Here is a 24,008-nt window from a genome sequence, read left to right on the forward strand (position 1 = left end):
CGTAGAAGGTGATTTTTTATTTATGATGCTTCTTTTCCTTTTTCAGCATCATCTACATACCAAATGAACTTGCCTGTATATCCGTAAATAACTGCTAAAATTAACGATACGAAGCTTAACCACATAAATGGAATGTATGATATCGTCGCAACACCTAAAATACCAGCCATAAAAATACCGTTATCCGACCATGGAACCATACCTGAAGTTAACGTTCCACCTACTTCTGAGTTACGCGCTAATACGCGGCGGTCGATTTTTAGTTTATCATAACTTTCTTGCATAATTTTCGGTGTTAAAATAAGTGATACGTACATCGCACAGCCAAATATGTTCGCTAAAAATGCAACGATTAATGTAGATAATGTTACATTACCAGCAGAATTTAATTTCTTTTCGAATTTTGATACGATTACTTTTAAAACACCTAATTTTTCAAGTAATCCACCAAACCCTAAACCGAAAATAATTACGGCTACTGAACCGAGCATACCGTTAATTCCGCCACGGTTTAATAACTTATCGACAAACTCAACGCCTGATTGAATTGAGAATCCGTTATATGCTGTTCCAATTGCGTCTCCAAAGTGCATTCCTTGGAAAACAGTTGCCCAAATTGCGCCAAGTAAAGCTCCCATTGCAATTGTAGGCATAGAAGGCTTCTTCATTGCTAATAGTACAATGACAATAATCGCCGGAACTAACATCCATATTTTAATATCAAAGTGTTTTAATAATGATTCCTTTAAAAATTCTACTCGATTTAAATCTACGTTATCTCCGCCATACATCCAACCAGCTACAGTAAACATAATGCTAGTAATAATATACGCTGGAACGTCTAATACAAGCATAGCTCGTACGTGTGCAATAACATCTACTTTTGCCATAGATGCTGCAAGTACTGTACTATCAGAAAGTGGCGATAATTTATCCCCGAAATAAGCACCTGAAAGAACTGCACCAGCAACAAGTGGTAATGGTAACCCAAGACCTTCACCAATCGCCATCATTGCAATACCTGCTGTTCCAACTGTTCCCCATGATGTTCCTGTCGCGATAGAAGTGATCGAACAAATAATTAATGTTGCTAATAGGAATATGCTAGGGTGAATAAATTCTAATCCATAATAGATTAATGTTGGTACAACGCCACCAGCAATCCATGTTCCAATTAAAGCACCTACTGCAACTAAAATGAGTATTGCTTCTAATCCGTTAGAAATCCCTTTCGTAATTGCATCTTGCAATTCTTGATAACGAAATCCTAATCTTAATCCAAGCGCAATTACTAAAAACCATGAAATAAATAGCGCTAATTGAATTGGGAGATCAAAAATCGTTTGGAAGGAAAAGACAACAGCAAGAAATAGTAATAAAAGAACTATGATTTCTAGCATCGATGGTAATCTTACACTTTTCATTTTTTTCTCTCCTTACAAGTCGATAACATGACGTGTGTCGTCTTACATGTATGTAATATACAATTAGCGAAGACAAAACAAAATTTTCATATTATTTCGATTTATTTTTCCAGTATAATATATTGGACACCTTTTCTATTGTAAAAGTAGATGCTACTTTTCGCAATGGAAAATATAAAAAATGTTACATTTTTTATATTTAACAATCAAAGAGTAACTTTTTTAATATTTGCCAACATAAAACTTTTTACTATTATCCTCACCGTTTAAAGGAATATCATTATTCCCCACACAAAAAAGCACGCATCATTCAAATGATGCATGCTTCACTTTTATTTATACATATTTTGTATTTCTTCTTTATTTTTAAGTATTTCCACAAACTTATCGCTACAACCTTTCGGAAATAATACGCCGAGTCCATATGAATGCTGGAACTGAAAATGAGGGTGCTTTGCTGTGACTTCATCCCAAAACTTATACACGCCGAAGTTTCGATCTTTCACCTCAATATCATGAAATAACACAATACCGTTATTCGCAAGTTTCGGTAACCATGTTTTATAATCATGAGAAACTGCTTCATACGTATGATAGCCATCAATATGCAACAAGTTTATCGTTCCATCTTGAAATTGATCAACGGCCTCATCGAAAGTAGAACGAATTAAATTACCTATATTGGGATAACTCGTATTTACGACTTTCTCTACGATTTGATAAACGCCTTCTCCATATGGACCTGTATGCCCATCTCCCGTCCAAGTATCTACAGCAAAACATTTTGTAGCTAATCCCCCATCCTTTACCCCTTGACAAAAACTGAAAAAAGAAGCACCTAGATGTGTACCTAGCTCAACTAATATTTCTGGTTTTTCAAATCTTACTAAATCGTATGCGAACTCCAAATGCCCAAGCCACGCAGTATTCGCACGAATAAATGGACTAAAATTATCAAATTCAAATGTTGGTTTATGAGTAACCCAGTTCATCGCGTATCTCCTTCTACACATATTTTTAACAAACCAAATTACTCTTATCTTTATTTTTTTATCCTGTTGATTATGATTTAATTTTATAATTTTATCTCTCTTTATTTAACCTACTCACTTGTATCGTAAACGTAACTGAAAATACTATAATTCCCACTTCACAGTACAGAAATTTCAGTTTATTATTTATTCATTTCGTGATATATTGCATATTGTATACAATATATTTTTTTGAAAGGAGGACTCCATACCTTATGGATCCAAATCGTTTAAAAGGAATCATTATGGTTGTAATTGGAGCTTGTTTATGGGGCTTGTCTGGAACAGCTGCACAACAACTTTTTCAATATGACAATATTTCTACTGAGTGGTTAGTTACAATTCGATTGCTTATATCGGGCGTTATCTTGCTCATTATTTCATCATTCGGAACGAGAAAAAAAGAAATATTCAGCATATGGAAACAAAGATCTGATGCTACTAAAATGATATTGTTTGGCCTATTCGGTATGCTTGCTGTACAATACACGTACTTCGCTTCTATTAAAGAAGGAAATGCTGCCGTTGCAACATTATTGCAATATTTAGCTCCTATATTTATTACTGTATACTTACTTTTCAAATGGAACGTTCGTCCATCAAAAATTGATTTTATTTCAATTACCCTTTCATTAGTAGGTACTTTCCTCTTACTAACAAACGGGTCTGTGCATAACTTAGCTGTTTCTACACCAGCTATTATTTGGGGGATTTTATCTGGATTATCTCTCGCTTTTTATAGTTTATATTCAAAGGGATTACTAGAAAGATGGTCTTCCTCTGTTATCGTTGGATGGGGCATGATTATTGGGGGTATTGGTGTAACGATTGTACACTTTATTTCTACGAAAGAATTTATTTTATTATCAACTGTGAAATATGTAAAATTAAGTACTCTACCGCTCATCACATTTGTCGTCATTTTTGGGACACTTATTGCCTTTTATTTATACTTAGACAGCATACGATACTTAACCCCGAAAGAAACGACATTATTCGGTTGTACAGAACCACTCGCAGCTATTATTTCTTCTGTACTTATATTACATGTACCATTTCAATCTATTCAGTTATTAGGGGCCCTTTGTGTCATTGTAATGGTGCTTATCTTAAGCCAAAAACCGGATGAAGGGAAACCCGAATTAAAGCTTGTTCATCAGAAAAAGGAAAATATACAATGAAAGGATTGAATTCACTATGCCTATCCCTCAAAATAATAAAAAACTAGGAAGAGTTTCAGCAAAATCACTCGTTTTAAATCAACTACAAGATTGGATTATTGAAGGTGTACTGAAGCCCAATGAAAAAATTAATGATGGGGAACTGGCTGAAGCACTAGGAGTAAGTAGAACACCTGTAAGAGAAGCCCTTCAAATATTAGAGCTTTCTGGATTAGTAGAAATGGTACCTGGGCAAAAAACAAAAATTGCTCCTATTAAGTTAGACGACATACCTACTATTTATGAAACGATGGCTGGTCTTCACTCTATTATAGGTAAGCAAGCACTTCAACACACTACAGAAGCTGATTTGAAACTACTTTCTGAAATAAATAATGACTTTCAGTACTCTATAGAGAAAAAAAACGCAAAACAAGCTTTAGAATTAGATATACAATTTCACAATGCAATTTCTTCTATTGCTAAAAATCAATATATTGAACCCTTTCTAGAAAATATGCAACTTCACGTTTTACGCCTTGAATATTTATTTTTCCAAAACTTTGTTCCAGCAAGTCAATCTATTGATGAACATCAAGCTATCATTCAAGCACTGCAGAAGCAGGATGAAAAACAAATGGAACAAATGATGACTCAAAACTGGCTCCGTCCAATGAAAGAAATACAAAAAATAATTTCTACGAAATAAAAAGAGAGCTGGCTACACAAAATCGTAACCAGCTCTCTTTTTACTAATATATATAGCTATGCCTGAATATCTGCATAATCTTCCATATCTTCGTACTCTTTTTCCAATTCCTCTAAAGACAGCTCGTATAATTGTCGGTCACGAATTTTAAACACACCTGCTCCAATTAACTCATCAATTAAATGCCTCTTACGATTTTCAACAGCAAAACGGAGTTGACTACTCATCTTTTAAAAAACTCCTTTCTACGATCATTGAAAATGATAATCTTTATCAATTACCACTTTTGATTATAAAAGATGACTCTTTATAAGTAAAGTAATTTCATGAAATATTTACCTTACAAAGTATTTGTGGCCACATTATATATATGTATGCCGTGCGAAAAATGTTATGACACTTTTTCTTATCCTTTTTCTTTCATACTTTGCAAGTTGTCTCACTATGATTAAATTCACCATCTATTTCTACTTGAATGGTGACATGTTCTACATGAAACTTCTCTTTTAATACTTCCGTAGCCTCTTTTAATACACTTTGTGTTTCATTTCCTTTAATAATCAAGTGGCAAGTTAATACTTGAAAATCCGATGTGACAGACCATATGTGCAAATCATGAACTTCTTTTACAACCGGAATATTTAATAATGTACTTTTTACCTCTTCCACATTTATGTGTTGTGGTGCACCTTCCATTAATATATGGACCGTATCACGTGTTACACGCCATCCACTAATAATAACTAAAATAGACACAAGAATACTAGCAATCGCATCTGCAGCAGTCCATCCGAAAAATTTAATAAGTAACGCAGCAATAATCGCTCCAACTGATCCTAATAGATCGCCTAATACGTGTAAGAAAGCACTTCTTAAATTTAAATTACCCTTCACATCTCCGCCTCTCATTAATATCCCAGCTGATAAAATATTAATAAGCAGACCAAGTACAGCAATAATAAGCATTCCATTACTAGCAATCTCAACTGGCTCTTTAAAACGGCGAATTGCTTCAATAAAAATGTATATTGAAATGACAATAAGGACGACACCGTTACATAATGCCGCTAACATTTCGACTCGCTTATATCCATATGTTTTCGCAGTTGTTGCTGTTTTTTCTCCGAGTTTAAACGCAAGTAAACTTAAAGCTAAAGATACTGCATCACTTAGCATATGCCCCGCGTCAGATAGTAGTGCTAAGCTATTTGTTACAAATCCCCCAATAACTTCAGCAATCATAAAACTTGTTGTTAGTAAGAATGCAAGTAGTAATGCCTTTTTATTTTTGGAATGACCATGATCATGTGAATGTCCCATACTTATACTCCTTTAAGTGCTATATCTGTATGTTAGTATGAAACAAACTCCCTGTCTTTATCCCGCTTCCTCTGTATACACACTTCTATACTTTTCAAACAAGTCCTTTTTCTCAACAAAAAATAAGACTACTTCTTTTTCAGCTTCATATTGTTTACTAATGAAAGAATTTTTAAGGAGGTTACGAAAATGAAACGTTTATTTCTTTGTATGGAACGTGAACTTGTTGTAGTGAAAGAACGATATGGTAACTATGAAGCGGCGTATCACTTACAAAATATGCAACCTACCTGTATCGCTGTTGATCCATTTCAAAAAAATCGTGTATATTGCGGAACTTTTGGACGAGGTCTCTGGTTAAGTGACGATAGCGGAGATTCATGGAGACCAATTGGAGATTCTTATCGTTACTTTGATTTTCCAAAAGAAGATGGTATTTTACATTCTTCGATCACTTCCATTACGATAAGCCCGAATGAACAAGTTAACGGCTATGGCGTCGTTTATGTCGGCACAGAACCGAGCGCTTTATTCCGTTCAGAAAATGGTGGGGAAACGTGGACGGAACTAAAAAATATGAAATCATTATTATCTTCTTATACGTGGTCTTTCCCTCCTAGACCTTTTACCCATCACGTACGCTGGATTACAGTTGATCCAAACAATCCAAATACGATCCACGTCTCAATTGAAGCTGGTGCTGTTATTCAAAGTAACGATAAAGGCCATACATGGATTGATAAAAAATTCGGTGCTCCTATCGATGCTCATCAATTACTTATGCACCCTGAAGCCCCAAATCGTCTTTATGCATCATGTGGTGACGGATTTATGGGCGGACCTGATCGTGCATACCTTGAAAGTTATAACAGTGGAAACAGCTGGATTTCATGTAGTGACGGACTTGAGCATCATTACTTATACAGCATGGCTATCGATCCAGCTGATTGCGATACGATTCTCGTTTCCGCCGCGCCAAGTGCCGATCTTGCTCATCACCGTATTCCTTATGAATCTTATATTTATCGTAAAACGAAAGACACCCCGTTCCAGCAAGTACAACAAGGACTACCATCTGCAATCGGTACAGTCATTTCGATGTTTGCGACAAACGAAGCAGAACCACATACATTTTACACTTTAAATAACAACGGCTTGTTTCAATCCAATGATAGCGGTGAATCGTGGGAACAACTAAACATTCCGTGGAAAGATGAGTATAAAACGCAGCATCCGCATGCATTACTTGTTACTACTCCTTAACGAAAAAAAGACTGCCTAATGTTTTAGGCGGTCTCTCTTTTATTTCTTTAAATCAATAACGATATCATCTAAAACAATATCTTTCTTTTTCGCTTCTTTATTCGGCACTTCAATTTTTTTCTCTTTTCCATTCACATACTCCACTCCACCATGATTTTCAGGTGTATGAACTCGCAAATGCACGTGAGGTGTAACGATAAGCTTTGTTGCATTTTCATTTAACTTTTGGAATGTGGAACTCCAACTACTTTTGTGCGGTTCTGCTACTGTACTAGTTCCTCCATTTCCTTCACCAGCATATTTATTTCCTAAATCATCTTTTATTTCTAATTCCACATCAGCGCTATCCCATATACTTCTTAATACTTTAGATTCTTCCTGATTGAAAAAAACGATAAATGACATCGGAGTTACTTCCATTTTGTCTATATTTACTTTTATTAATTCATTTTCAGAAACCCCATTAACCTTTACTTCTTTACTATCCATTGCTTTTAAACTAAGTGCGAAATTCCAGTTTCCCTTTATTACATTACCTTCATAATCCAACTCAATTGCCTCTATATCCCACCAAACATTTGCAACATCTAATCTTTCACTACCATGACCACTCATCGTAGTCATACCTACATATTTCCCCTCTCCAACTTTTGTAACGTTTGAACTACCTCCTCCGCCATCAAAGCCCATAACTTGCGGACTTCCAAATGGGAACGGTTTCTCTCCTAAATCTTTTTCGCTCTCAATAGAATATGTGATTGTAATAGTTCTACCATCGAACACAGCATCATTAATGGTAACCTTAACCCCATTACTCTCCCTCGTCATATTCAATTCAGTCGAAAACTCTTTATAATTTTCATATAGCCCTGTTCTACCATTATCTAAAAATCGGAATATGTCACCTACAATTGGCAATCCCCCGGCATATGTAGGAAACCCGATACCGAGCGTTGCAACTGATAATCCTACTAAAATAGATGCAGCAGCGACACCTTTTTTCCAATTTTTCATCTTTTTCTTCGTTCGTATCGATTGTTTTACATTACGCTTCACTTTTTCTTTTTCAATTTCAGAAGCCTCAATTTCCTCAAGTTCTTTTTCATCTATATCAATATCATTTAATAGTTCATAAATGTCTTTCATATTACACTACCTCCAAAACTAATATTCGTAGCATTTTGTTGTAGTTTCTTTTTCCCACGGTACACTCGATTATCGATTGCTGCCCGGGTTAATCCTAACTTGTCACCTATTTCCTCCGTTTTCATACCAAGTAAATATTTCATAATGAACACTTTTTGATCTAGCGGCTCTAATTGATTAATAAGCTTCAATAATTCTTCTCTATCTTCCATAATGATTAATTCGTCTTCCGCTGACTTTTCCGTACTAATATGAAACTCATCCGAAATAATTTCTACTTTTTTAGTTGCCTTCCGGTAATAATCAATTGCTTTAAACTTCGCAATTGCTGCAATCCATTTTTTAAAATCACTCGGCTCTCCATGAAACTTATTTGCGTTATTCCAAATGGATAGGAAAATATCATTTACACATTCCTCTATCAACCCATCATTTTGAACTGGAAAAAGAACTTTGTGCGTGATGCCCTTTATGAGTGGTAAATATGTATCAACAACAAATTCTAGCGCATCTTCTTTTTGTCGCTGTAATCTTTTTATATAATTTTTCTCATTTGATTTCATGTAGCGATTCCCCTTATTTTTTGTAAAAGCTTTTACACCCTATATAACGTCTAAAAAAATATTTTCTCTCATCTTTTAATTATTTTTTGTATGTAATGGCATACTTTCCCTTAGTTATTGTCTCACATAACTATGCATTCAAAGAAATTTTTCTCAAGTCTACAATTTAATTCACGTAGTATACTATTCACATAGTCATTCTTTAACTTAGTGTACATTTTACCCCGCATTAACGGGCGGTAAATCCCACCTCAAAATTGTGCGAATGCGAAGAAGTTAGGTGGGAGATAACTGCCCGTAAAAGCCCGATTGGTTCAACTAATAATCAGTGGGGGGCTGGCCCCCACTGATTAAAGTTTCACTTTATTTCATTAATCTACTTTTTAAAATTAGGAGATGAGATGTGTATGTGTGGAATTACAGGTTGGGTAAATTGGAATAAGGATCTTTCCAATGAGCATGGTATTTTAGAAAAGATGGCAAATAGTATTCAGCATCGCGGTCCGGATGCTGAAGGGTTTTGGTTTTCACCTCGTGCGGCCTTTGCACACCGTCGGTTAATCGTAATTGATCCAGAAGGCGGAACGCAACCGAAGACATTTCGTACTGGTGATTATACGTATGCTCTTACGTATAATGGAGAAATTTATAATTCCCGTGAGCTTAGAGAACAACTTCAAAAATGTGGTCATGCATTTGAAACGCATTCTGATACAGAAGTATTACTACATTCGTATTTAGAATGGAAAGAAGACTGCGTACAACATTTAAACGGCATTTTCGCTTTCGCCTTATGGGATGATCAGAAGCAACAACTGTTTTTAGCACGTGATCATTTAGGCGTAAAACCACTCTTTTATACAGAAAGAAATGACAGTATTATTTTCGGATCTGAAATTAAAGCATTATTAGCTCATCCATCTGTCCCTGCTGAAATTGATACGGATGGCATAAATGAAATATTTGGATTAGGGTTATTTCGAACCCCAGGGTGTGGCGTCTTTAAACATATTCAAGAAGTGCGTGCTGGACATTCTATAACGTTTACACGTGATAAAAAAATAGTTACAAAGTATTGGAATTTAGAAAGTAAGACCCATACAGATTCTATAGAAGATACATCATCACATATTTTATCTATTTTACAAGATACAGTAAAAAGACAATTAATTGCCGATGTTCCTCTCGTCTGCATGTTATCAGGAGGATTAGATTCTAGCGGTATTACTGCACTAGCAGGAAAAGAATTTGCTGCTGAAAATAAAACACTTCATACGTATTCCGTTGACTTTGTAAATAGTGCAAAAGATTTCGAGCTGACATTTGCTCGCACTGGTTTAGACGCTCCTTGGGTTAAACGCGTTTCTGAACATGTAGGGACATCTCATCATGATATTATTGTGAATGCTGAAGAATTAGCAAATCACTTATTCGTTCCCCTCCGTGCAAAAGATTTACCGAGTGCTGGTGAAATGGAAACTTCACTATATTTACTATTTTGCGAAATGAAAAAAGATGCGACCGTAGCTTTATCGGGCGAATCTGCTGATGAAGTATTCGGTGGATATCCTTGGTTTCATCAAGAAGAATTACTATATGTAGATAAATTTCCTTGGCTAACAAATTGGAAGAATACATCTCCTCTTCTACTAAATGAAGTAAGTAACCAATGTAATCTAGAAAACTATATTGATACACGATTCCAAGAAGCGATACTTGAAGTACCTACTCTTGAAGGTGAAAGTAAAAAATCCGCGAAACAACGTCAAATGTTTTATTTATTTTTAACGAGATTTCTTCCGTTCTTACTTGACCGCAAAGACCGTATGAGTATGGCTGTAGGATTTGAAGTTCGTGTACCGTTTTGCGATTATCGATTAGTTGAATATTTATGGAACGTTCCTTTCAACATAAAAAGCATTGATAATATTGAAAAAGGCATTTTACGTAGAGCATTAAAGCCTGCTTTACCTGACGATGTACGGAATAGAAGAAAAAGTGCGTATCCAACTTCACAAGACCCACATTATTTACAAACAATCCGTCATTTATCACTCGACATGTGTAGTAATAAAAACAATCCTATTTTCTCACTTATTAATCATTCCACATTACTTGCTATTGCCAATCAAAGTAATAAAGAAATTAACAATTTCGAAGCAAGAAGTGCTATGGAGTATATGCTACAAGTAAATGAGTGGTTAAAAACGTATCACATCCATATTGCTTAAAAAAAGGAGTTCAAGGATAAAAACCTTGAACTCCTTTTATATTAATTAGCACATCGTTTATTTACAGTGTCAATGGACCATCCAATAATTGTGGCACAATCTCTACCTTTCCACTGCAGTACATTTGTTAATACTGGCTCAATCTGTAAGCAACTTCCGTCGTGTAATATTTCTATTAAAGATTGGTCATCATCAAACCTTCGTTTATCACACTCTAAAATACCGTCCGTTGCCATTACGATGTGATTCATTCCTTTTTCTAATCCTCTTACACCTGACGTAAAGCAAGGTGTATTTGCTGCAAAAATATTTTTCCTACCAATATATTCGTAATTCTTCCGTTTATTTAATCGCCCTTTACCATTCTTCGTTTTCTCAGAATGGAATAAATATGCGAAGCAATCACCAACTGATAACCAATATAAAAATTCGCCTTTTCTCAAACAAATTAAACATGCAAGTTCTTCATCATCTTGATCACATTTTTCAATAAACAACTCATCTGTAAATAACGCTAATAAGTACATATGTGTATGATGAAAAGCTAAATGTATCGGGTAGGAAAATAACTCTTTTAGTTTCTCTTTTCTTTCTGAAATGGCTTCTATTATATAATCAATATTTTTTGTTTTGTGGTGTGTATCAAAAATCATAACAAATTCAAATTGTAATTCCGGATCCCACCAAGCAAGCACCGCATCTCCTCGTTCATATGCATCACTCTCTTGATTTCCCCCATATACGCCGACTGAAAGAGGACCACATTTTTCAACATGTATTTCATCTACATACATCTGTTCATGACTCATCCATTTGAATGTATTCACAGCTATCATCCTCTCTCTTGCTGAATGTATACCTTTACACATAGATTACCTTATATTTCAATAAAAATAAACTTTTTCAACATTTTTTATCCAAATAAAAGGATTTTACTTCTTTAATAGCGAATATATCTTATTATACGATATAAAAACAGGAGGATTTATTATGAAAGACATCAATCAGCATTGGGAGAGCATTTATTATCACTTACGATATGAATATGAAGACAACCTTTCTCACCAAGCCATTCGTATTTTACAAATCATTTCTCGTGAGAAAGATATAACAATTGGAAAAGTCGCTACTGAGCTTACTCTCTCTCATAACACAGCTTCTGAACACGTAAAGCGCCTTATTCAAAAAGGCTATATCATGAAAGAAAGAAACAAACAAGATGAAAGAGTTGTGAACCTTACTTTAACGAAAGAAGGCATTGAAGTATTAGAAAAGCATACTTTACTAGATAAAGAAAAGATAAAAATATTAGAATCGCAGTTATCGAAAGAAGAACAACAATTAATTGAAAAAGCTTTTTCATTATTAGCGAAGGAGGCAAAGTATGCATTTCCTCGTTAAAGTAATCGTTTCGGCACTTATTATCGGTGTTATTACTGAAGTAGCTAAACATTATAGTACGATTGGCGGGTTTATTGCTGCCCTTCCTCTCGTAAGTTTACTGAGCCTATTTTGGATTTCTTTCGAAGGCGGGAACAAACAAGAATTAAGTCAATTTGCTATAGGTGTATTATATGGATTTCCTGCATCCGCACTACTATTATTTATCGTCTATATTGGGTTAAGAAATTCATTTTCACTTAGTACATCTGTCCTGTTCGGTATAGGGGTTTGGTGTATTGTTTTTGTTTGTCAAAAATTACTTCAATCTTAGTTAGGAGGGTTTACTATTTATAAATTTGTAGAAGTATTGGGGCAAACTATAGAAGTATATATGAAAGGAAGTAGTAAACAAACTGTAGTCATTCAAACCGGAATGACTTGCTCATTTTATGATTGGCTTACTATTATAGAAAAGCTTTCACAGCACTTTACAGTCGTTTCCTACCATCGCCCAGGTTACGGAAAAAGTGAACTAAGGAATCATTCACGTACTACATTACAAACAACAAAAGAACTTCATATGTTACTACAAAAACTAGATATTCACGAACCAATCATTCTAATCGGTCATTCCTATGGAGGTTTATGTGCACAACATTTTGCGATGTTATATGAAAATAAGCTACAATCACTTATTTTAGTTGATTCTACTTCTATGAACTTACACAGATTAGATGAACTTCATTTACCAATTTCTGATCAGACTGATTCGGATGATATGTGGCTTCAAAAATATAATACCTACTCCAAAATGGATGTAGACATGCTTTCTAATGAACTAAAGACTATGCTAGCCGATCAATCAAGACAGCAAATTGAATTTTCTACCTCTCCTACATTATATAAAGCGACAGCTTCTGAACTATCGGAGTGGAAAAATTGTGCTCGCTCAATAAAAGAACTCTATAAAACAATAGAAGTACCTTTAATCGTTATCGGTAGAGACCCTCAATATTCTATTACTCAGTTGACTGAGGACGGCATGCAAAAAGAGGAAGCGACACAACTTGAAGCAATGTGGCAAGAACTGATTCATGAACAATTACAAATCTCAATAAACAGCCAATATATACTTGCCGAACATGCTGGTCATGGTATAGAAAATGATCGACCAGATATTATTATTGAAGCTGTTCAATCTGTACGAATAAAAAAAGGAAGCAACTAAAGCTGCTTCCTTACTTATCTATTCATAATCTTCTTCATCATCGATTTCTTCGTAATACGCATTCCCATTACTTACATATATAGGACCATTCGCAACGTCAATACGTAATACCCATGCCCATGGCACAGCTAAACGCTTATGTATTGCTCGCCAAAAGCTCATTGATTTTCTTTCGTACTCCTGGAACTCCTGAAGTAACTCTTTGTAGGAGGAACCGTCTAACTGAATATTTGCTTCTAACAAACGAGAATGGGCATAGTACTGCAGCTCTAGTTCAGCAGCAATTTCCATTTCTTCTTCCGTTGCCATACCTATAATTGTTCCATCTGCTGGTGCAATTTCATATACGTTGTGAACTTCAATAAGCCCTTCTTTCTCTTTCTCAAACATGTAAACAGCCTCCTTTAACATATTTTTTATGTTACAAAGTCATACTTCTACAATAATATCTCTCTTTCCTCTTTTTTTGATAAACTTTTACAAATTATTTATCTGATGACCCGTATTCTCTATCCTTTCGGCAAAAACTAAATCTTCATTATGAAAATTCAACTTAAATATATCGGGCATACGAATTGTTTTCCAAAATCGAAAATCATATTTTGAATCAAAATAGTTCATGAGTAATACCATAATATTCCCATGAGTTCCTATTACAATATTCTTATCTTCATATTTTTTTAATATATTTTGCATACATATTACAGCACGCCTTTGCGCTACATCATTCGATTCTCCGCCTTCGTATGCAAAACTCCAATCTTCCCACACATTCTCGATAGCATCATTAAAATCTGCTACCGGCTCTGAACTTAATAACCTTTCTCGTAAATCTTCTTCTATTTGTATCGATACATCATATGTATTCGCAATTCCTTGTACAGTTTGAATTGCTCTTTTGTACGGGCTAGAAATCACAACATCAATATGTTTATCTTTTAATAAGCGTGTTACATTCTCTGCATCTAAGTGCCCTTTTTCAGATAAAGGTCGCTCCCGTTCTTCTTTTGTATAGGTAGAATGGGCATGGCGAACGAAATATATTGTTGTCATTTATTCATCTCCTTTTTCCGTTTCTACCCAAATTCAATACATTATCATCAAATCCCTTTCCTTTTACAATAAGTGCCGCCAAATTTAAATGTTGATTTTCATATTAATAAAAGGGAAACACCCCATATGGTATTTCCCTCATTTAAAATAGACTACATTCAATTAAATACTTTATCAATTTTATTTCTGTCGTATTCTAATATCCAATCATTTCCTTCTGCTGTTTCAAACTGATCGTTATTGAAGAACAAATGTAATTGCACTTCTTCTGTTACCGCTGTGATCCAATGCCACCATCCCATTGGAATAAAGACAGTTTGCCCCGCTTTCACATGATAATTTTGCAATTGATTCGTTTCGGGATTTAAGATGGATGTAACTGCTTCTCCTGATACAACAACATCTAACTCCCACGCATTCGGATGCCAATGCGGTTCTCGCATATGCCCTTTTGTCATAAATAAATCAACAAACGCTCCTCCTATCATGGCTGGTAACTGTGTTGACGTAACTTCATATGCAACGTTTTTCTCATCCCTTTTAAAAAAGATATTTTTTCTCGAATCAAAGAAAAGGTTTGGAGTTCCTGAGCTTTTCTTTAAATTTTTATTATCTGGAACATAACCTGAACTACTCATTTTATCCCTCTTTTCCACTCCGAACATTTCTACCTTCACAATGTATCGTATGGAAAAAATGTATGAATGTGCCTAATCATTCACATAACAAAAAAACATGCCTTCATAAGGAGAGCATGTTTTGTGATATTTTTCACATTATTTAGCTGAAAATAAACTTTTTACTTACCATGATGTAACATTAAATCACTAAGTTCTTCTTCAATGTGATTTAATTTCGCAACGCCTTCTTTCCATTTATGAATATAACGTGAAACCCCAACAAAAAACAAAACAATAATTGTGGAAAGAATAATACCATATACGATTGCTACAGTACTCATAGTTACACTTCCTTATAATTAGTAATGTGGTTATTAGTTATATTTTTATTATAAACCTTTTTCTTTTAAAATACTTCGATTTCAACTTTTTGTAACAAAATTGATTTTTCTAATAATAGTACATAACATTATAATGCTAGAAGAAATCTCTTTCTGATTCCTTCTAGCGTTATAATTGAAAGAACTAAAACTCTCATTCATAGTCCTTTTACTTTACACCGACTGAAACTGTTTCTGGCAATGTGCTACCACCATCAATGACAATGTGTGTACCTGTTATGTAGCTTGATTCATCGGATGCTAAAAAACCTGCTAACTGACCTACTTCTTCAATTTTCCCTAAACGTCCTAAAGGAACACCTGAAGCAATTCCATCGATTACATTACTCGGCTCATTTGGATCAGATTCATTTGCTATTTGCTCTGCCATTGGTGTCATAATGTAACCTGGACAAATTGCGTTTACAGTAATATGATGTTTTGCAACTTCTCGTGCTAACGCTTTTGTAAATCCCCAAATTGCTGCTTTCGTCGTTGCATATGCAGTTTCACCTTCATCAGCAACCAATGTTCCTGTTACAGAAGACATATTCACAATCTTTCCGTAACTTTTCTCAATCATATATGGCAATACCGCATTAGAAAAATTCCATACCCCATTAATATTTACTTGAAATTGAAAATCACGCATTTCATCTGACATATCTAAAAAATTTGCAAGTCGAATAACACCAGCGTTATTTACTAACACATCAATCTTTCCGTACTTCTCATATGCATCTTTCACTACTTCTTTAACAGCATTCATATCAGCTACATCGACTACATAACTCGCAGCATCTAACCCTTTACTTACGATATTTTTGGCAGTTTCATGAACTGTCTCTGAAATATCAACAAGTAATACTTTCGCCCCTAGCTCTGCAAATACATGTGCAATTCCAGCTCCGTTCCCCATCGCAGCTCCTGTAACAAAAGCGACCTTACCATCTAATTTCCCCATTTTATAACCCCCTTATAAAATATATAACGTCTTTACATTTTTATCATACCAAATATTCCCTCTCATTCTTTACAAAGCTCCATTTGTTAAAAAACGTTCAAAAAAAGAAAATTTTTCACAAATTATACAAAAGTTCACCATATGTACTATTATCATATGAGTTATATTATTTAATAGAAAAAAGGGGATGATATACTATGACGACTTGGTTTATTGTTATGTTAGTTGTATTTGGGGCATTTAAAATTATCGTTTCGAGCCTTCCTAACACTGTTATTGAATCCATTATTAGCAAGTACGAAACACATCCGCAACTGGAAGAAGAGAATGCGACTGTTACAATCAATGGAAATAACTTAGAAGGCGAACAAAAATCCAAAATTATTCATGATTTTAACGAAGGTTTATTTTTAGATCGCTATTACGCACCGCCACATAATGAGGGTACGCCTCTAATTATTAATGCAAAACGCGGCAAAAAAGATTTTACATTTTATATTTATAGCCATGAAGAGCATGTTGATGTTGTAAAGCAATATAAAAAGAAGGTCGTTGCTTATAGTTTACGCTCTAAAAACCTTCAAAATAGTGATATGTTCGTGTCAGCTGATTTAGCTTAATACTCATATATTAAAAAAAGGAATCCATGGCATATGGATTCCTTTTTACTATTTACTGAAAAATAAGCTCTGTTTTCAAACTATCTTTCGGTAACAGCCATCCTTTTTGGTCTAAACTCTTCATTAATAATTCTCTTTTTTCTTTTGCAATACTTGCCTCTTTTGTTTTAAACGACACTTCTATTACGAAATCATCTTCTATTTTCCCTGTATTACTAAGTGGCCAAACTTCAATATTCGTTTTACTATTTTCAAACTCCCCTGTATACCTTTTCATTAATACAGGACCGTAAATACGGGAATCCCTTAACATCTCTTCTCCCCAATTCGTATACAACCATTTGTTCATTTTCCCCGGTAACTTTTCTACTAACATGTTTTGAGCAGCTTTTTCGTTTGGTAAATCAAGTACTCCATATCCTTTCGCACTGTAACTTTTCTTATTTGAAATACTTAACGTTTTCTTTTCAAATCCCCAGTCTATTTCCGCCTCATAACTATCCGTATTACTATCGAATCCTTCTTTTTTAGCTACTTCTAGTGCATCTTGAATTACACCATTTGGAATAGGATATCTTTTTTTATATGTTAGCTCAAAATCTTTACTAAATTCTTTCTTTCGTATTCTGGCAAACCAGCCTTCCTTACTTAAATTTTTATTTGCAGTATCTAAAAACTGTACTTGTATTCTTTCATAATTTGTACCAGCCTGGAAATGCTCTAGTACATCTTGCTTCATCTCTTTGTTAGGACCTAGTACTTGTTCTGGCTTTAATAATAACTTCACTTCAAAACTAGGTGTCATTGGACTAGCGGCAAATCCTTCCTTAACGTTATAAAGGAAACAACAAAAGAAAATACTTACGAATACAAATACGTTTTTCATATACCTATCCCCTTTACATTTCAAATGACTTCTATTCGTTCCATAGTAAGTGAATATACATTTTCATACCCTGCGGTGCTAAGCTTTTTCTGTAATCGATCCGTATCCTCTTTCAAAGCGTGTACTAACACCGTATGTTCTGGTGATAATGTATTTAACATCTCTTTCACATCTCTTATACTTTGGTGAACTTTATATGGAACTCGCTTCACCCTACATTCTTTACCTACACGTTCCTTCAAAACTTTTTCTGCAAAACTCCCTTTCGCAATATGTCCAGTAAAGATAATAGAATTTCGTTCGTCATGCCGAAGTTGTTCATAATATAACTGCGCTCGCTTCGTTTGCATATTCGCATCACTCATTACAACTATTCCATAACTATGTTGCGTACCGCTGTCATCATCCATAACTATTATGTTTCTTTTTAAACTCTCCATTAGCTCTTCAAGTTCTTCATTATTTTTGATCCAATCTTTATATGCGAACATCTGTTGAAATCCATCCAAAATTTCTTGATCTACTATAATAGGGAGTTCTTTATATTTTTTATATAAATACAATACGATATCTTGCGCCCTACCAAGGGGGGGCAATGGTAGTAATGTTATCCCTTTATTACCGGCGGCGCGTTCAATTTCTGTACATAGTTCGTTTATTCGTTCATGTTGCGAAACATCATCAGTATGATAAGCGGCATCTACGATTGCGACTTTTATATCGCCGTGCAACTTCTCAGGTAAATTAGCTCGCAATATGTTAGACTCTGCTGAGTAATCGCCAGAATAGAATACATATGTATGACTCATATCCACTAAAAACCAAACAGCTCCTAATACATGCCCACTATACCCCCATTGAAAACGCAATGTAGGAGTAATCTGTACCCATTCATTCGGATTGCTAATCTCATCAATATATACATAATTTAAATCTTTTACATTTTGGTCGGTATAAGGTACATGCCATCCTTGCGCCAAATTGTAGTTTCTCCATTTTTCATAGTAAGCTGGGAGTTGCTCCTTCGTATAACGAGTTGTCCATATTTTTTTCTTATATCCATACTTCGCTAATAAAGGTAAGCCCATCGTATGATCTTCATGAATATGTGACAAAAATACTGCATCTAAAAACGGTACAACTTCTCGTTCTATTTTTGGATAACTATCCTTATATGACCGATTAATACCACAATCAAATAATATTTTTGTCTCTTTATTTTTTACGAAGTAGCAGGAGCGACCGTATTCTCCCGCTCCTCCCCACACTTCTACCCTCATCATGCTACCCCTTTTCGTTTGTGCTCCATATGCTGCAGAAGTAATAAACATAGTGTTGTAAGTCCAACTGAAACGACAGCCATCGCCATTCCAATAGATACTTCTCCTTGTTCAAATTGAGCAAAAATAAATGTTGCTGACGTTTCTACCGATGGAGGTAGTACGAGAAGCGATGCTACTAACTCCCTTATCGAGATTGTAAATGTCATCGCCCATCCGGCAAGAATACCTGGGATAATAAGAGGGAATATTATTTTTCTAAAAATATACATATAATTCCCAGAAAAAATACTTCCTGCCTGCACGAGAGAATCATCAATTTGCCCGAGCGATGCTTTTACATACTGCACTGTATAAGGTAAAAAAAGAACAACGTATGTTACGATTACCATGACTGGTGTATTGTAAATGGACAGGGGCATATAGGGGGAATTCCAAAATAAAATAAGCCCTACAACCATTACGATTCCTGGTACCATGTTCGGTAACATACCGCACATATCCAGCCATTTTTCAGAGGACTTTTTCCCCTTTCGAATCATAAGTGCTAAAAAGACGCCAATCATAACAGCAATAATCGCTGTTATAAGTGAAAAAAGAAAACTGTTCCATAGAGCTTCTAATCCTGGAGATCCGATTGTAAATAATGCTTCATAATGACTCGTTGTAAAGTTATGTAACTGTAAGCCTCCGCCTCTTAATTTTGACAAAGAAGCAATCAGTATAGAAAAATACGGGATTCCAATTGATACGATTAATAAACCAATTACATAAACCCATGCTACAACGCGCACATATATAGACAAAGTGTACCTTTTAGATTTCACACCTTTTCCACTAACCATTGCATATGAATACTTTCGGTTTAATACGTTTTGCATATACCAAATGAGCATACATGCACTAAGTAATAAAGAAGATAATGCTGTTGCACTACTAAAATCAATTGGCCAACTCGAAATGAATTTATGAATCTCTGATGTTAACACATGAAATCCGATTCTTCGTCCAAATGTAGCCGGTGTTCCAAATTCAGCAATCGTCTTTACGAAAATGAGTAAAGCACCCATTACATAACTTGATACTAATAACGGTAATATTATTTTTCTTAAACGATAGAAAAAGCTTCCACCATGAACTGCTGCCGCTTCTTCTTTACTACTCCCAATTTGAAGTAATGTATTCTTCAACATGAAGTAAAGAAATGGGAATAAATGCAGACTCATAATTAAAACCATACCTCCTAAGCTAAAGAACGAAGATGAAACCGTCTTTAGCATCGGAAAAAACTGTTCAAAATATCCGTTCGGTTGCATGAACAAAATCCAGCCCATCGATCCAATATACGGCGGTGTCATAAATGGAATCATAAAAACAATATCTAACTTGCTATGCTTTCCAACATCTGTTTTGCTCATAATGAAAGCTAGTGGAAATGCAAAGATAGTTGCCCCTATTACTACGAGTACACCTAGAAGCATCGAATTCAGAAAAATCCCAGCTAATCCACCACTCTGCATCACTTCAAACGGCTTTAAAAAATTCCAACTACTATTTTCATATACACTAGAAAGTAAAATGAGAAAAAGCGGAATGACGATTAACATCGCCACAAGTAACAACGCTACCGTCATCCCAACTTGCCTTACTGATCCAAATCGATTTACCATGTAATCACCATCTTATTGAAATACTTTCTTAAATTGTTTTCCTATTTCATCTTGTTCTTTCTCAACTGTTTTCCAATCAATATGTAATACTGGAATCTCTTCCACATTTGGTCTATTTTCCGCTTTTATATCTGTTCTACCGGGTAATAAATACGCTTTAGAAATTTGTTTTTGTACATCATCTGATAATAAATAATCAATAAACTCTTTTGCACCTTCTACATTTTTACTATCCTTCATAATACCTGCTGCACGTGGGCTAATAACTGTTCCGCTTTTTGGATAAACAATATCAACTGGTTCACCCTTTGCTTTTGCACTGTACGTCATATAATCAACACCCGCAATGACCATATCTTTTGCTCCTGTTACAACTGGATCTAACGCTTCTTGGTTTGCCCCTGCTACTGTAACTTCATTTTTCTTAAGCTGTTCAAATAAATTCCATCCATCTTTTCCATTCTTTTTCACATATCCTGTCACAAAGTCTAAAGCTGAACCTGAAAGTGCTGGATCTGGAAGATTCACTTTCCCTTTCCATTCTCCTTTTGTTATATCGCTCCAATCTTCAGGCGCTGTCTTCACATTTTTTGTGTTATACACAATTCCTAACGCTGAAGCACTATATCCAAAATAATATCCTTTATCATCCGACCATTCAGAACGAAGCTTATCAGCTTGTTTCGCTTCTTTATAAGCTAACGTTTGTCCATCTTTTTTTAATCCTTCCATCGCTGGTAAAGATGCAAGTACGACTACGTCAACGACTGGATTTTTCTTTTCGGCTTCCATTCGCGCTAAAATTTTACCTGTTGTTCCTTGAAACATTTCCACTTTTATACCCGTTTTCTTTTCAAAGTCCTTTTGAATTTTTTCTGCTAATCCTTTTGGTCCTGCACTATATACAACAATCTTCTTTTCATTCGTAGTTTTACTTTTTGCATCTGCATTACCTGTCTTTGAACTACACCCTGTTACTACGGCAGAAAATAATAAAGTACATACAAATAACGACTTAAGCGAACTGAATTTCTTCATACGATTCTCCCCCTATATGATGAATACATTTTTTCGGTACATATAACGATACTGGCTTTCCGATGCTTAGCTTACTATTGTGATAAGCTGTCCATATTCCGAGTGTCCCCATATTTACTTTCACTTCATAACGCTCTCCTACATATGTAACGTGCTGGACTTCACCTGTATACATTTCACACACTTCATTTTTTGTCCAGCTCACATGCTCTGGACGAACCATTTGTTTACCCTCTACAAGCCAATTTGCCTTACCAACAAATTTTGCAACAAATTCATGAGATGGCTTCACATAAATATCTTCTGGTGTTCCTTTTTGTAATACTTCTCCTTGTTTCATGACAATAATTTGGTCTGACATTGACATAGCTTCTGTTTGATCGTGCGTTACATACAATGCCGTTAAACCAATGGAATGAACGATATCCATAAGCTCTAACCGCATTTCTTCTCGCAAAATTGCATCGAGTGCACTGAGCGGTTCATCAAACAAAATGAAATGTGGCTTCGTTACAATCGCTCTCGCAAATGCGACACGTTGCTGCTGTCCGCCAGAAAGTTCATGCGGATATCTTTTCTCCATTCCTTGCAAGCGAACTCGCTTTATTGCCTCTTCTACTTTTTCCCGTAATTGATTCGTTTGCTTTGTAGCTCTTAAACCAAATGCAACATTTTCAAATACAGTCATGTGTGGCCATAAAGCAAAATCTTGAAATACCATACCGATATTACGTTCATGAGGAGATGTTTTTATTTTTTTAGAAGAAGAATACATGCACGTATCTCCAAAATATATTTCACCTTTATCTGGTTCTTCCAGTCCTGCAATCATTCTAAGTAATGTCGTTTTCCCGCATCCCGAAGGTCCTAACAGTGTGGTGAATTCACCTTGTTTCATCATAATTTGTAACGGCTTTAACGCTTGTACTTTTCCAAATGATTTTTCTAATCCACTAATTTTAATATCCATCGTTTCACCTCTCTCCCCTCACTCTTAACCTGCTTTCATTCTATATGGAAGATTTATACTGAATGTTAATGTACTGTAAAGATTAAATTAAAAAACTTCTAATAAACTATTTATTTCTATAGATTTTTTCTATAGTTAGAAGAAAAAGGGGCAACTTGCCATGAATCTCTTAAAATTAGAAATTGTAGTGCTTATTAAGAAATACAAAAAGCTCACGATTGTTGCAGAACAGCTTGGAGTTAAACAACCTACTATTACATTCCATATAAAAAGCTTAGAAGAGGAACTCGGTGTACCTTTATTTGAATTACGTTCTGGAAGATATTTCTTAACAGAGGCTGGTGAGGCATTGCATCATTATGCTTGTAAAATAGATGCGCTTATGAAAGAAGCTAGGCGAGTCACGCAAGAGTTTAAAGATTTTCATAAAGGAGCTATAACAATTGGAGCTAGTTATGTACCAGCGACTTATCTTTTACCAGAAATTGTTCATCAATTTCAATGTGAATTTCCAAATATAAAAATAACACTCATAGTAAAAACAGCTCCTGAAATTCGAACGATGCTACAAAATCATGAAATTGATCTCGGTGTAATTTCAGCAGCACCGTTTGATGAATCACTTTTAAAACAGACGAATGTAATGCCTGATACACTTGTTCTTGCTTTCTCCAAAGAACATCATTTTTCAAAAAAAGAAAATGTATCATTACAAGATATCGAAAAGGAACGAATATTACTACATCGTAATCCATCTACTACGAGAGATTTACTTACAAAATGGATGTTAGCTCATAACATTACATTCCAATCTGAAATTGAATTAGATTCATTAGAAACGATGAAACAAATTTTAAAATACGGTAATGGAGTTGCCTTTATTTCTAAACTTACTATTGAACAAGAAGTACAACGAAATGAACTACGCTACATACCGATCCCTGAATTTGAATTTCAACGTAACATTTATACGATTCATCATGAGGACAGATGGAATTCTAAAATTATTTCTTTTTTACTACAGAGTATCACTTCTTATGCAGAAAAAAGTTAAAAGGCTGTCGTTATA

General features: G+C 34.9%; 25 protein-coding genes and 1 pseudogene. 9 read left to right on the forward strand and 17 right to left on the reverse strand.

Going from position 1 to position 24,008, the window contains the following annotated elements; translation table 11 throughout:
* Nucleotides 1-20: 20 nt before the first annotated feature.
* On the reverse strand, nucleotides 21-1,424 hold the full coding sequence (gene nhaC / locus QCI73_RS18370; protein ID WP_327923122.1) for a Na+/H+ antiporter NhaC: 1,404 nt from the start codon (nucleotides 1,422-1,424) through the stop codon (nucleotides 21-23).
* Between the two features lie 332 nt (nucleotides 1,425-1,756).
* A complete protein-coding gene (locus QCI73_RS18375) occupies nucleotides 1,757-2,416 on the reverse strand; it encodes a class I SAM-dependent methyltransferase (RefSeq protein WP_327923121.1) in 660 nt (219 codons plus the stop codon).
* A 254-nt stretch (nucleotides 2,417-2,670) separates the two neighbouring features.
* On the opposite strand from QCI73_RS18375, the gene QCI73_RS18380 reads away from it, so the two are divergent.
* Nucleotides 2,671-3,636 (forward strand): DMT family transporter, encoded by a 966-nt coding sequence (locus tag QCI73_RS18380; RefSeq protein WP_353823503.1) that lies wholly within the window; start codon nucleotides 2,671-2,673, stop codon nucleotides 3,634-3,636.
* Between the two features lie 16 nt (nucleotides 3,637-3,652).
* Nucleotides 3,653-4,324 (forward strand): GntR family transcriptional regulator, encoded by a 672-nt coding sequence (locus QCI73_RS18385; RefSeq protein WP_327923120.1) that lies wholly within the window; start codon nucleotides 3,653-3,655, stop codon nucleotides 4,322-4,324.
* A 56-nt stretch (nucleotides 4,325-4,380) separates the two neighbouring features.
* On the opposite strand, the gene fbpA is transcribed toward QCI73_RS18385, so the two are convergent.
* Both fbpA and QCI73_RS18395 read right to left on the reverse strand, forming a co-directional pair.
* Nucleotides 4,381-4,551, reverse strand: a complete 171-nt coding sequence (fbpA, locus tag QCI73_RS18390) for a Fur-regulated basic protein FbpA (protein WP_000098301.1) — start codon at nucleotides 4,549-4,551, stop codon at nucleotides 4,381-4,383.
* A 193-nt stretch (nucleotides 4,552-4,744) separates the two neighbouring features.
* On the reverse strand, nucleotides 4,745-5,644 hold the full coding sequence (locus QCI73_RS18395) for a cation diffusion facilitator family transporter (RefSeq protein WP_270799998.1): 900 nt from the start codon (nucleotides 5,642-5,644) through the stop codon (nucleotides 4,745-4,747).
* A 189-nt stretch (nucleotides 5,645-5,833) separates the two neighbouring features.
* On the opposite strand from QCI73_RS18395, the gene QCI73_RS18400 reads away from it, so the two are divergent.
* Complete coding sequence (locus QCI73_RS18400; RefSeq protein WP_103141663.1) at nucleotides 5,834-6,907, forward strand: WD40/YVTN/BNR-like repeat-containing protein; 1,074 nt, start codon at nucleotides 5,834-5,836, stop codon at nucleotides 6,905-6,907.
* A 39-nt stretch (nucleotides 6,908-6,946) separates the two neighbouring features.
* Here QCI73_RS18400 and QCI73_RS18405 read toward each other — a convergent pair whose 3' ends face one another.
* Nucleotides 6,947-8,053, reverse strand: coding sequence for a DUF4179 domain-containing protein (locus QCI73_RS18405; protein WP_103141662.1), 1,107 nt, complete (start codon nucleotides 8,051-8,053; stop codon nucleotides 6,947-6,949).
* Nucleotides 8,050-8,616: a sigma-70 family RNA polymerase sigma factor gene (locus QCI73_RS18410; RefSeq protein ID WP_327923117.1), complete on the reverse strand. Its 567-nt coding sequence runs from the start codon at nucleotides 8,614-8,616 to the stop codon at nucleotides 8,050-8,052. The genes QCI73_RS18405 and QCI73_RS18410 overlap by 4 nt, the downstream gene beginning before the upstream one ends.
* Nucleotides 8,617-9,023: 407 nt before the next feature.
* On the opposite strand from QCI73_RS18410, the gene asnB reads away from it, so the two are divergent.
* Nucleotides 9,024-10,847, forward strand: coding sequence for an asparagine synthase (glutamine-hydrolyzing) (gene asnB / locus QCI73_RS18415; RefSeq protein ID WP_353823504.1), 1,824 nt, complete (start codon nucleotides 9,024-9,026; stop codon nucleotides 10,845-10,847).
* Nucleotides 10,848-10,888: 41 nt separating this feature from the next.
* On the opposite strand, the gene QCI73_RS18420 is transcribed toward asnB, so the two are convergent.
* Nucleotides 10,889-11,716, reverse strand: a complete 828-nt coding sequence (locus QCI73_RS18420; RefSeq protein ID WP_262724911.1) for a protein phosphatase 2C domain-containing protein — start codon at nucleotides 11,714-11,716, stop codon at nucleotides 10,889-10,891.
* Nucleotides 11,717-11,837: 121 nt separating this feature from the next.
* On the opposite strand from QCI73_RS18420, the gene QCI73_RS18425 reads away from it, so the two are divergent.
* From QCI73_RS18425 to QCI73_RS18435, 3 genes are read left to right on the forward strand one after another with little or no spacing between them, the layout of a single operon-like run.
* Nucleotides 11,838-12,248 carry a MarR family winged helix-turn-helix transcriptional regulator gene (locus tag QCI73_RS18425; protein WP_070805695.1) on the forward strand — a complete coding sequence of 137 codons (411 nt, stop codon included), beginning with the start codon at nucleotides 11,838-11,840 and terminating at the stop codon, nucleotides 12,246-12,248.
* Complete coding sequence (locus tag QCI73_RS18430) at nucleotides 12,232-12,561, forward strand: DUF3147 family protein (protein WP_353823505.1); 330 nt, start codon at nucleotides 12,232-12,234, stop codon at nucleotides 12,559-12,561. The genes QCI73_RS18425 and QCI73_RS18430 overlap by 17 nt, the downstream gene beginning before the upstream one ends.
* Before the next feature lie 36 nt (nucleotides 12,562-12,597).
* The gene (locus QCI73_RS18435) at nucleotides 12,598-13,458 is read left to right on the forward strand and encodes an alpha/beta fold hydrolase (protein ID WP_353823506.1); all 861 of its coding nucleotides are present in this window, start codon (nucleotides 12,598-12,600) and stop codon (nucleotides 13,456-13,458) included.
* Between the two features lie 18 nt (nucleotides 13,459-13,476).
* On the opposite strand, the gene QCI73_RS18440 is transcribed toward QCI73_RS18435, so the two are convergent.
* The 5 genes and pseudogenes from QCI73_RS18440 to ucpA all read right to left on the reverse strand — a co-directional run bounded on the left by QCI73_RS18440 (nucleotide 13,477) and on the right by ucpA (nucleotide 16,475).
* Entirely contained in the window at nucleotides 13,477-13,848 is a 372-nt protein-coding gene (locus QCI73_RS18440) for a hypothetical protein (protein ID WP_000461766.1), read from the reverse strand.
* Between the two features lie 87 nt (nucleotides 13,849-13,935).
* Entirely contained in the window at nucleotides 13,936-14,511 is a 576-nt protein-coding gene (locus tag QCI73_RS18445; RefSeq protein WP_353823507.1) for a histidine phosphatase family protein, read from the reverse strand.
* A gap of 206 nt (nucleotides 14,512-14,717) precedes the next feature.
* Nucleotides 14,718-15,149 (reverse strand): annotated as a pseudogene (locus QCI73_RS18450) (cupin domain-containing protein); the annotation flags it as partial.
* Nucleotides 15,150-15,310: 161 nt separating this feature from the next.
* Nucleotides 15,311-15,472, reverse strand: a complete 162-nt coding sequence (locus tag QCI73_RS18455; RefSeq protein ID WP_000108701.1) for a hypothetical protein — start codon at nucleotides 15,470-15,472, stop codon at nucleotides 15,311-15,313.
* 208 nt (nucleotides 15,473-15,680) lie between these two features.
* Nucleotides 15,681-16,475 (reverse strand): SDR family oxidoreductase UcpA, encoded by a 795-nt coding sequence (ucpA, locus tag QCI73_RS18460; protein ID WP_353823508.1) that lies wholly within the window; start codon nucleotides 16,473-16,475, stop codon nucleotides 15,681-15,683.
* Nucleotides 16,476-16,672: 197 nt separating this feature from the next.
* On the opposite strand from ucpA, the gene QCI73_RS18465 reads away from it, so the two are divergent.
* Complete coding sequence (locus QCI73_RS18465; RefSeq protein ID WP_000214597.1) at nucleotides 16,673-17,095, forward strand: YfmQ family protein; 423 nt, start codon at nucleotides 16,673-16,675, stop codon at nucleotides 17,093-17,095.
* Between the two features lie 52 nt (nucleotides 17,096-17,147).
* Here the strand turns inward: QCI73_RS18465 and QCI73_RS18470 are convergent, their stop codons facing one another.
* The 5 genes from QCI73_RS18470 to QCI73_RS18490 are packed head-to-tail and all read right to left on the reverse strand — an operon-like array spanning nucleotide 17,148 to nucleotide 22,939.
* Nucleotides 17,148-17,981, reverse strand: a complete 834-nt coding sequence (locus QCI73_RS18470; RefSeq protein ID WP_353823509.1) for a hypothetical protein — start codon at nucleotides 17,979-17,981, stop codon at nucleotides 17,148-17,150.
* Nucleotides 17,982-18,001: 20 nt separating this feature from the next.
* On the reverse strand, nucleotides 18,002-19,264 hold the full coding sequence (locus QCI73_RS18475; RefSeq protein ID WP_033671937.1) for an MBL fold metallo-hydrolase: 1,263 nt from the start codon (nucleotides 19,262-19,264) through the stop codon (nucleotides 18,002-18,004).
* Nucleotides 19,261-20,931, reverse strand: coding sequence for an ABC transporter permease (locus QCI73_RS18480; RefSeq protein ID WP_044790328.1), 1,671 nt, complete (start codon nucleotides 20,929-20,931; stop codon nucleotides 19,261-19,263). Before QCI73_RS18480 ends, QCI73_RS18475 begins: the two co-directional genes overlap by 4 nt.
* Before the next feature lie 12 nt (nucleotides 20,932-20,943).
* Nucleotides 20,944-21,969 carry an ABC transporter substrate-binding protein gene (locus QCI73_RS18485; RefSeq protein ID WP_353823510.1) on the reverse strand — a complete coding sequence of 342 codons (1,026 nt, stop codon included), beginning with the start codon at nucleotides 21,967-21,969 and terminating at the stop codon, nucleotides 20,944-20,946.
* Nucleotides 21,947-22,939, reverse strand: a complete 993-nt coding sequence (locus tag QCI73_RS18490; protein WP_327923109.1) for an ABC transporter ATP-binding protein — start codon at nucleotides 22,937-22,939, stop codon at nucleotides 21,947-21,949. Before QCI73_RS18490 ends, QCI73_RS18485 begins: the two co-directional genes overlap by 23 nt.
* Nucleotides 22,940-23,099: 160 nt before the next feature.
* Between QCI73_RS18490 and QCI73_RS18495 the strand changes: the two genes are divergently transcribed.
* The gene (locus QCI73_RS18495) at nucleotides 23,100-23,993 is read left to right on the forward strand and encodes a LysR family transcriptional regulator (RefSeq protein ID WP_353823511.1); all 894 of its coding nucleotides are present in this window, start codon (nucleotides 23,100-23,102) and stop codon (nucleotides 23,991-23,993) included.
* Nucleotides 23,994-24,008 lie beyond the last annotated feature (15 nt).

This window comes from Bacillus cereus group sp. MG16, assembly GCF_040459875.1.
Taxonomy (GTDB): domain Bacteria; phylum Bacillota; class Bacilli; order Bacillales; family Bacillaceae_G; genus Bacillus_A; species Bacillus_A paranthracis.

Coding starts and splice junctions, on each gene's coding strand:
- nhaC (WP_327923122.1), bottom strand. CDS start 1,424: ATGAAAAGTGTAAGATTACCATCGATGCTAGAAATCATAGTTCTTTTA.
- QCI73_RS18375 (WP_327923121.1), bottom strand. CDS start 2,416: ATGAACTGGGTTACTCATAAACCAACATTTGAATTTGATAATTTTAGT.
- QCI73_RS18380 (WP_353823503.1), top strand. CDS start 2,671: ATGGATCCAAATCGTTTAAAAGGAATCATTATGGTTGTAATTGGAGCT.
- QCI73_RS18385 (WP_327923120.1), top strand. CDS start 3,653: ATGCCTATCCCTCAAAATAATAAAAAACTAGGAAGAGTTTCAGCAAAA.
- fbpA (WP_000098301.1), bottom strand. CDS start 4,551: ATGAGTAGTCAACTCCGTTTTGCTGTTGAAAATCGTAAGAGGCATTTA.
- QCI73_RS18395 (WP_270799998.1), bottom strand. CDS start 5,644: ATGGGACATTCACATGATCATGGTCATTCCAAAAATAAAAAGGCATTA.
- QCI73_RS18400 (WP_103141663.1), top strand. CDS start 5,834: ATGAAACGTTTATTTCTTTGTATGGAACGTGAACTTGTTGTAGTGAAA.
- QCI73_RS18405 (WP_103141662.1), bottom strand. CDS start 8,053: ATGAAAGACATTTATGAACTATTAAATGATATTGATATAGATGAAAAA.
- QCI73_RS18410 (WP_327923117.1), bottom strand. CDS start 8,616: ATGAAATCAAATGAGAAAAATTATATAAAAAGATTACAGCGACAAAAA.
- asnB (WP_353823504.1), top strand. CDS start 9,024: ATGTGTGGAATTACAGGTTGGGTAAATTGGAATAAGGATCTTTCCAAT.
- QCI73_RS18420 (WP_262724911.1), bottom strand. CDS start 11,716: ATGTGTAAAGGTATACATTCAGCAAGAGAGAGGATGATAGCTGTGAAT.
- QCI73_RS18425 (WP_070805695.1), top strand. CDS start 11,838: ATGAAAGACATCAATCAGCATTGGGAGAGCATTTATTATCACTTACGA.
- QCI73_RS18430 (WP_353823505.1), top strand. CDS start 12,232: ATGCATTTCCTCGTTAAAGTAATCGTTTCGGCACTTATTATCGGTGTT.
- QCI73_RS18440 (WP_000461766.1), bottom strand. CDS start 13,848: ATGTTTGAGAAAGAGAAAGAAGGGCTTATTGAAGTTCACAACGTATAT.
- QCI73_RS18445 (WP_353823507.1), bottom strand. CDS start 14,511: ATGACAACAATATATTTCGTTCGCCATGCCCATTCTACCTATACAAAA.
- QCI73_RS18455 (WP_000108701.1), bottom strand. CDS start 15,472: ATGAGTACTGTAGCAATCGTATATGGTATTATTCTTTCCACAATTATT.
- ucpA (WP_353823508.1), bottom strand. CDS start 16,475: ATGGGGAAATTAGATGGTAAGGTCGCTTTTGTTACAGGAGCTGCGATG.
- QCI73_RS18465 (WP_000214597.1), top strand. CDS start 16,673: ATGACGACTTGGTTTATTGTTATGTTAGTTGTATTTGGGGCATTTAAA.
- QCI73_RS18470 (WP_353823509.1), bottom strand. CDS start 17,981: ATGAAAAACGTATTTGTATTCGTAAGTATTTTCTTTTGTTGTTTCCTT.
- QCI73_RS18475 (WP_033671937.1), bottom strand. CDS start 19,264: ATGATGAGGGTAGAAGTGTGGGGAGGAGCGGGAGAATACGGTCGCTCC.
- QCI73_RS18480 (WP_044790328.1), bottom strand. CDS start 20,931: ATGGTAAATCGATTTGGATCAGTAAGGCAAGTTGGGATGACGGTAGCG.
- QCI73_RS18485 (WP_353823510.1), bottom strand. CDS start 21,969: ATGAAGAAATTCAGTTCGCTTAAGTCGTTATTTGTATGTACTTTATTA.
- QCI73_RS18490 (WP_327923109.1), bottom strand. CDS start 22,939: ATGGATATTAAAATTAGTGGATTAGAAAAATCATTTGGAAAAGTACAA.
- QCI73_RS18495 (WP_353823511.1), top strand. CDS start 23,100: ATGAATCTCTTAAAATTAGAAATTGTAGTGCTTATTAAGAAATACAAA.